Genomic DNA, 8375 nt, shown 5'->3' on the forward strand with positions numbered 1-8375 from the left:
TGGTCCTGTACCCCACCGTACGAGTGTGTGCCGGCCCAGATCACCTACGGTCCGAAAGGCATCTACAGGGTGAGCTTTCGGTACGCGACCCGTGGCGACGGCTACAACTACGCTACTGGCGGCGGCCTCATCCTTGTCGGTCAGAGGCTGACGGCCGTAGCCGTGGACAGCGTTGGCGGTGTGTTACGAGCTTATGCGTTGCGCTACCACAGCGAGTCGGGGATGACGGACACATTGCTCGCGTCGGTACAGGAGTTCGGTACCGACGCGAGCGTCGCCACAGATGGCACGGTCACCGGAACAGCCCTGCCTGCGCACACCTTCGAGCCGCAGCCCGCGACTCAAGTGCCGTCGCCGTGGACGAAAGACGAGGGTCCGAACAACAGCATCGGTTTCACCGTTGGCACGCCCGTTGACCACGGTGGACCATCTGGATGGGATGCGGAGCTGAGTCTTGAAACGGGAAAGTCCGGTTGGTTGACCGCCGATGTCGACGGCGACCGACGCGCGGACTGGGTTTCGGCACACTGGCGCAACACTCCCGACGGGAACCGGACCGACCTGCGGGTGTTGCGCCCGAAACGGGACGGCGGGTACGCCGAGCCGGTCATCACCGAAACCTCGTGGCCGTTCGCCGCAGACCCAACGCATTTCCCGCTACCTTGGCGGCTGTTGCCAGCCGACGTGAACGCTGACGGTCGCACCGACCTCTTCCGAGTCAGCTATGGTTCGGCTGGCACCGTCTGGCTAGAGACAGCCGTCGCGAGCGGCGGGGGCCGCTTCGAGGTACTGCCAGGCATCGACCTACGTATCCCCTGGAACGAGAACAACCAATACATGATCGGCGACGTCAATGGCGACAGTCGTGCCGACCTCGTCGCTGCCATACCGCATGGTGAACTCAGTCAGATCGCAGTGGTCATGACGACGATCCCGGGGCAGGTGTCGATCCACACCACCTCGCTGTCGCTTGCCTGGGGTGGCGACATCGACCCGGCAAATGGACACCAACTGGTGGCGCCGCTCTGGCGGGTCGCCGACGTAAACGGCGACGGCAAAGCCGACGTTCTGCGGGTCGAGGCACGTGCACCCGACGCGGCCGTCGGGATCCCGCACCTGGCTGTCCGGACCCTACTCTCATACGGCGAGGGGGCGTTCGAGATCGCGCATGAAGCCGACCTGCCGGTGCCGTGGACGCTGCCTGGCGCGCGGGCAGCCGAAGACCGTGCCCACGTCGGCGATTTCAACGGTGACGGACGCGATGACTTAGCCTTCCTCAACGTCTACACGGACGCGAGTGGAGGCCGGACAGTAATGGTGCAAACATTGTTCGCCCAAGGAAACGGCGGATACGACCGTCCAGTGCCATTTGATACGCAGATGGGCCCGCTTCTACTCGCTGCGGGCCGGGAACCGTTCCTCGATCTGAACGGTAAACCTGCGCTCAGCGATGCATTCCCGGGTTGGCAGACGGGCGACTTCGACGGAGACGGTGCTACAGACCTGCTAGTCACCACGCCGCCGCCCGGCGGACTCGCGTTCGCCAACTGGCCAAGTACCGTGACCCTCATCCGGCTGATATCGAACCGCCGAGGCGACTTCGCGCCGCAACCTGCGGCGCCGACGAACTGGCGGGTGGAAAACCACATCCGCTGCTCGACGGATATCAATGGTCAACTCGTCTGCCGCCGCGAGAACCAACTGGCGTTCGACGTATCGGCGGCGGATGTAAACGGCGACGGACGTGACGACATCGCATACGCCGGGCTGACTGGCAACAAGACTGGGTTCGTGACCGGCCTGCACACCGTCGTGTCGCCGAATTCCATGGCGGACACCTCGCGCTGGCTCCCAGCCGACATCGACGGCGACCTACTGCCCGACTTGATAAATATCGTTTACACCAATCCTGGGTTGACTGTCTACACCTCGCTGGATACGAACAATCTTGGCCGAGTCAACGTAGCTGCCGAAGTATTGCCCACGTTCCAGGAGCAGGACACGCGTGCCTGGCGGGTGGCGGACGTAGGCAGCCCCAGCGGGGGGCTACCGGACGGACGCGCGGATCTCGTCCTGGTGACGCCAGCGGGCGGCGTACTGCCTTCCACCGGCACCAGGGTCACCACGCTGTTTTCCAACGGAGATGGCACCTGGACCCCCGTGGACCGAACCTACGAGAGCTGGCCTTTGCTGGACATGGCCAACTGGCAGCCGATCGACGTAGACGGCGATGGCCGGACAGACCTGGTCGATACATGGATGGATCAGGGCCAATTCACTGCAGTCACACTGTTCTCCGCCGGTGACGGCAGCTGGACCCGCGCGGCGACGCCGCACTTCGCGGGATTGCCGGATGGCGCGTCGACCTGGCTGCCAGCCGACGTCGACGGTGATGGTGACAGCGACCTCGTTGGGCTCCACCATCCCGGCCCCGGCGCGACCGCAGTTCTGCGCACGCTACGCGCTGAGGGAAGGGCCGACTGGACGGAGGAGTCCTCCCCACTGTCCGGCGACGGCATCGGATCAGACACCACAGGCTGGCAGGTGGGGGAACTCAATGGGGATGGCAAGGCGGACCTACTGCGGGTGCGCGTGCCCGACGTCCTGAACCGCAAGTTCCTCTCCGGTCCTGTCCAGGTGGTCAACCTGCTATCAGCAGGAGACGGCAAGACTTGGGAACGACACGTTGACTGGCCGCAATATGACTTCACCGGCGACGCGGAGGTCGCTAGGCTAGAGGCGAATACAGCACGCTGGATCGTCCTGGACGTCGACGGCGACAATCTAACCGATCTGGCACAAGTCGACGCGTACAAGCCCATGGCAACCCAGGACTATCGGGTTTCTGTGCACACGCTGGTTCGCCGCGGCCGCGGCTGGCGTGCCGATCGGCAGACTGACTTACTAGTCGACCGGCCAGACACCAGCGGCTGGGTCGCATCTGACTGGAGCACCGAGAGCAGAGACGGCTTGATCCTCATCTCCCTCTCCGGTTCGTCGCCGGTAGTGAACTTCCTGCGCTCGATCCGACGCATCCCACGGATTGAACAAACTGGCAACGGCCTTGGAACGACCGAGTACGTCACCTATGGCAACGCCACAGCCGGCAATCCCGGCGAGCGCCACCAACTACCGTTAGGCAGCCGGCGGACCGTCGTGCGCGAGGTCTCGACCAGGGTGCAGCCGCAAAACGTCTCCGCGCGAACGGAGTACTACTACGCCGGCGGCCGGTGGGACTATGCTTCCGCATTGTCACTCGGGTTCGGGCAGGTCGTCGCACGCGACGGAACCGGCACTTCCCTCACCGTGGACTACGCCCAATCACAGGGCTGCGTAGACATGCCACTGGCGACGACCGTGCGAGCCGATGCCGCCGTTGTACACCGAACACGTTACGAGTACCAGCAGGTAGCGGGGCCGCCGTACTCTTGCCTGCTCAGTCGGCAGGACGTCGACGAATTTGAGTACACGAGCATCGCCCGCACTGCCTCGTCACGTTACTTCTACGACGAATTCGGCAATGAGGTTCGCAAAGAAGACTTCGGCGAGTTCCGCGACTCGGACGGCGACGGGGCGGACGATTTGCCAGCCGACAACCGAATTGATAGCCACCTCTACCTACCGAACTACAGCGCATATACAGTGGGGCTGCCGAGTGACGCGAAAATCTCTGACTACACCGGCGCGCTCGTCCAGTGGGAGCGGTTCGGCTACGACCACCAAGCGATTGGTGCAGCGCCGACGAAGGGTGAATTGACCCTGTCGCAGCGATGGGACGATGTGAAAAACGCCTGGGTCCCAGTCGGGTACGACTACGACAGTGACGGTAACCGCACGATCGAAGTCGACCAGATGCAACGAACGACGACCACGCACTACGACAAGACCTATAACTACTTTCCCGAGAAGACCTGCAATCTATTGATCTGCACAAGTCAAACTTGGGACCTCCTGCTCGGCAAGGTGCACACGACGACGGACGCCAATCAGAACGTCACCACACATCACTTTGATCGCCACGGCCGACCTTTGCGTGTGGACTACCCAGGCGGCGGCTGCGTAGCATACGGATACGTCGATTTCGGCGATCCAAGTAAGCAACGGGTACTCGAACAGAAGTGCCTCACCCCGAACCAGGACCTACTCACCCAGCAGAACACACTGTGGCTCGTTCGATATTTCGACGGTCAAGACCGGACGTGGCAGATCGACCGGGTTGGCGGATCCCGCAAAAATATTGCCTTCCGCGGCACCACCGAAATGGTTGCATCCGAGACAGACTGGTTTGTCCCGTCCGCCACCGGAGTTCCATCCGCCCGGCAGTTTGGGTACGACGCAGCCGGACGAATGATCCGGATGACCCATCCGGACGGCGCTACGCGAGAGACCAGGTACGGCCCGGGCACACGCCTCACTGTCGACGAACTCGGCCATGCGCGGCTGGACCATCTCGACGTGCGTGGCTTCCTCAGCACGGTCGAGGAGCGTGTCACAGTTGGCACAACCTTGACCGCTTTCCGGACCAGCTATCGTTACGACGCCCTCGACCGAGCCACAGACATTGTGGACGATGCTGGCAATGCAACTACCACCCGCTGGACCAGCCTCGGCACCCAGAGGCAGAGCTGTGACCCTGACCGCGGTTGCCACAGTTTCGCCTACTACGACGACGGGTCGTTGCGTACCCAGACCGACGCCAAAGGGCAGCTAATCGAGTACGGCTACGATCAAGCAGGCCGACTGGAGAACAAGACGTACGCGACGACCGGCCGCTCCGCCCGATGGTTCTACGACACCGATCCCATTAGCGGGAAACCGCTCGGAGCCAGCGCAGGCCATATCACCCGGGTCGAGGACCCCGGCGGCATTGGCTCGGCTACCTTTACCTACGACGTACGAGGGAACGTCTCACGCACCGACCGCTGTCTCGGTCCAACGTGCGTGAGTTGGGCCACGGCGTACGACGTTGCTGGGCGGCCAGAACTAGTGACATATCCCGATGCATCGGGCACTCTCACCGCTGCTTCGGAGCGAGTGCGATACGGCTATGACACCACTGGACGGCTCGCCAAGGTGGCGCAGGATGGACCGGGCGGGCAACTCTACGTCGAGTTCAACGGATATGCAGCAGACGACCAGCCGCTAGACATCACCTACGGCAACGGAACGACGGCGATCATCGCCTATGACCAACAACGTCGATGGCCCGACTCCTACCAAGTGATCGGGCCCGGCGGGGGCGTATTGGTCGACGAAACCCTCGGACACGACGCGGCCGGACGAATCAGCACGCTTACCTCGGCAGGTCCCGCACCGGCGGCGCTCACCATGGGACACGATGAGCTGGACCGGCTCACCAGCGTGAGCGGATCTTGGAAACAAACATTCCACTATGATCCGCTCGGCAACATGACCTTCAACTCACAGCTGGGCACCCTCGCCTACAAAGATCCTAAACATGCCCACGCGAGCAGCACAGTGGCCGGATCGCCGTACGCATACGACGATAACGGCAACCTGACCTCCGGTGGTGGACGGGCCATCAGTTGGACCGACGAAGACCAACCCAACGCGGTGACCACCGCCGCAGGAACCACCAGATTCACATACGATGCTACGGGATCGCGTACAAGCAAAACCGAGGCTAGCGGCGCTCAAACGGTCTACGCTGGCCCGTACGTGGAGATCAAGCCAGGGGGTAGCCACGTCCTGAGCTACTTTGCTGGCGACCGCCTTATCGCCAAACGCGACGTCGGTGGCCTCACGTGGTATCACCACGACCACCTAGGATCGCCTCAGGTGCTGACAGATGGGCAGGGTGCTGAGGTTGCCCGCTTCGGCTTCGCACCGTATGGCGCCAACAATGGAACCGTCGGAGCGCAATCAATTGGGTACGCCGGGCACCGCAGCGACCCTGAGACCGGGCTAATTGACATGGGTTCCCGTCTGTATGACGCCGCGCTCGGACGCTTCATATCCGCGGACAGCGTTATCCCGGACGGCACCAAGCCACAGGCGCTGAACCGGTATGCCTACGCATTCGACAGCCCCTACGACTTCGTCGACCCTGACGGCCACGCGCCAAAGACATGCGGTCAGTTCGAGACTTGCGTGCATGGCTCGAGGGAATCGTATCGGCAGATTACAACCTTCGTCTGGGAGCAGTGGGGTGTCCGCCGTCGGGGCGAGCGTGAGCACGAGTTCCGCACCGGTACCCAGGAAGTCCTAATGCAGCGTGGTCGCCACGTTGTGCGCTATCCAAACGGCCCAGGGTCAGGCAAGGAATTTCAGTATGTGGGCCCGTGTCCAAGCTGTCACGGCGTCGGTCCGAGGTCCGGCGAATGGAGTCGCGAACTCACTTCCCAGGAGGAGAGGGAGTTGTACGCCACGGCGAAAGCGGGCGTGTTGGTTATCGGTGGAGCGGGCATGATCGGACTTGGCGGAATGGTTGCTGGCGCGGCCGGTGCTGCGGGGGGAGCCGGCGCTGGCGGCGCATCAGTTTCAATCGCCGCCACCGCTGAGGGCGAACTCGTGCTCGCCGGTGCCGCGGAGGGTGCCCTTGTGTTGGACAAAGTCGTGACTGTCGGCGGCGTGGTAGCGGTAGCGGCGATGAATGGCAGTGGACCGAACGACGTTAATGGCGTTCCGGAGGGCAGTTTCAGCATCTGGGACTGGAGTGGCTACCCTGCTGGAGTGCCGAAACCCGACGGGCCGTTCCGGCTTCTTCCCAAAGGGGCGGAGTACGACGCAGCGCGCGACGCGGCCGACGCCGCGAACAAAGCGTTGCATGGAAAAAATCCATCTTTTTCGGAGAACGGTATGCAAATCCACGAGAATCAGCCGGTCAAGTTCGGTGGCGACCCGGTAAATGCGGCGAACAAGACCGTGCTTCCTGCCAATATACACCGAGCATTGAATACCTGGTGGCGATCCTTGCAGCGCTACCTTCAGGGTGGATAGGCATGCAGCAATCGGTGGCACACTTGCGGCACTGCGGATCTTCTGTCGCGGACCGGATCCGGCGACCGGCGAGTAGGGTGAATGCCGACTATGGAGACAAAGACCGCGACTAGCTGTTCTGTCCCGGGAGGTTGCGATCGGTGTGACTCGTGACCAGATGATCTTGACATGTGGAAGGCCTCCAGGTTCGGTGTAGATTGCGACACCTGCCCCGGCTCCAGGAGGGCCGTCGTGGCCCCACGCTAGCGCACTCCTGACCCCGACCGGCAGACTGCGCCTGGTCGCTGCGTCATCGACGAGGGCTGGCCGTTAGGACGAGCCGCGGAACGGTTCCAGGTGTCGGCCTCCACCACCGCACGATGGGCCGGCCGCTACCGCGACCACGGAGAAACGGGCATAACCGACCGCTCCAGCTGCCGCGCCCCAGGACAGCCGAGCATGAGCCGCCCAGTACGAGCTGCGAGAAGTCTCGTGGCGTGATTGGCTGCATCTGCTGGTCCACCACTCCCTCCTGCTGGCCGTAATCCTTTCAGCAACTCGCTGCGACCGAGCACGCCGCCGACCACGACAACAACGCCCGCGAAGCGCCGATCAGCCAATAACACGACCTCCGCCGCCGCAGTCAGGCACTGGGCAATCGCGTCGCACACGGACGGCACGCACTCTGGGGCTGGCTCGGCCGCTACGACGCCCGCCGCCCTCGCCACCGCACTAACCACTGCCGCCACACCCCACACGGTTTCAGACCTCGGCAAACGAATGCCGCACCTTCGAATACCGCCTCTCCGCCAGTCTACCGGCGCTAACGGGCGGCGGTCGGCGATCAGATGTCACATTCCGCAGTGCGCGATCGACTGTGGTGATGTGGACGAGACGCAGCCTTCACCCGTGCTGACCGACCTGACCGAGTTCGAGCAACAAGTGGTCAACGCCGCCCGCCGCGGGGAAGTCGCCCAACCCGCCACCGAGATGACGGTGGAGGAACTGGCGGTCACCGCCGACCCCGGACTGCGGGTACGGGCCGATCTGATCCGCGAACTGCTCCGCGGCCTGCACGGTGACCTCGACCCCCACGGAATCCAAGTAGTCGGTTTGCGGGTCGTCGGAAAGCTCGACCTCAACTACGTCACCACCGTCGCGGGCCTGCGCTTGGAGCAATGTGCGCTGCCGGACGGCATCGTTTGCCGAAACGCGCACCTTCGTGACCTGCACCTGGGCCGCTGCCTGCTCACCTACCTGGAAGCCGACCGCCTCCACACAGACGGCAACCTGTTCATGTGGGAGGCCACCATCACCGGCACCGGAAAATACAGCGCGATCCGACTGCTCGGTGCCCACATCGGCGGCCAACTCTGCCTCAACAGAGCCACCATCACCTGCGTCACCGGTCCCGCACTGCACGCCGACGAACTTCG

Annotated in this window: 1 protein-coding gene and 2 pseudogenes; all 3 read left to right on the forward strand. The window is 63.2% G+C overall.

Translation table 11 applies throughout. From position 1 onward, the window contains the following. Positions 1 to 27: 27 nt before the first annotated feature. Positions 28 to 6960, forward strand: coding sequence for an FG-GAP-like repeat-containing protein (locus AB0J55_RS00445; protein WP_364243348.1), 6933 nt, complete (start codon positions 28 to 30; stop codon positions 6958 to 6960). A gap of 196 nt (positions 6961 to 7156) precedes the next feature. Beyond that, positions 7157 to 7374: pseudogene (locus AB0J55_RS00450) on the forward strand (leucine zipper domain-containing protein); the annotation flags it as partial. Positions 7375 to 7848: 474 nt separating this feature from the next. After that, positions 7849 to 8375, forward strand: a pseudogene (locus tag AB0J55_RS00455) (hypothetical protein); the annotation flags it as partial.

The sequence above is a fragment of the Amycolatopsis sp. NPDC049688 genome (assembly GCF_040674975.1).
In the GTDB taxonomy this organism is placed as follows: Bacteria; Actinomycetota; Actinomycetes; order Mycobacteriales; family Pseudonocardiaceae; genus Amycolatopsis.